The 503-nt window shown below is 62.2% G+C and carries 1 protein-coding gene; it reads left to right on the forward strand.

Annotated features, from left to right (window positions below; all coding sequences use genetic code 11):
* Window positions 1-503 (forward strand): immunoglobulin-like domain-containing protein (locus NGM28_RS28540; RefSeq protein WP_252092556.1); only part of this gene is annotated, 503 nt, incomplete at both ends.

The following is a 503-nucleotide window of genomic DNA, read 5'->3' on the forward strand; positions in this document are numbered from 1 at the left end:
CGCGGCTCAAGGCGACGACGTGTTCAAGGACGGCAGCTCCCTGACCGTCGGCATTACCGATGCCTCCGTCACCGGCAAAACCTTCGAGAACCTGGAACTCGGCGGCTCGGCCACCGTGCAAATCACTGACACCGTCAGTGAAGTCGTCGCGACCCTGACCGCCGACAAGACCACCGTCAGCGAAGGTGGCCAGGTCACCTACACCGTGACCCTGACCAATGCCCAGGGCCTGTCGGTCACCGGCCACAACGGCCTGACCTTCACCCTGAGTGATGGCACCAAAGTCTCCATCCCGGCCGGCAGCGCCTCGGGCACCTTCACCATCACCGCCAAGGATGATGTGTACGTCGGTGGCCAACCTTCGATCGTCAACAAGATCGAATCGGTTACCGGTGCGGACAACTTCGAGAAGTTGACCCTCGGTGACAACACTGTCACCACCACCGTCACCGATGAGCCTGGCACCGGCACCCCGGGTACCGGTAACGAAGGCGACAAGGTCT

It is taken from the genome of Pseudomonas sp. MWU13-3659, assembly GCF_023757525.1.
In the GTDB taxonomy this organism is placed as follows: Bacteria; Pseudomonadota; Gammaproteobacteria; order Pseudomonadales; family Pseudomonadaceae; genus Aquipseudomonas; species Aquipseudomonas entomophila_E.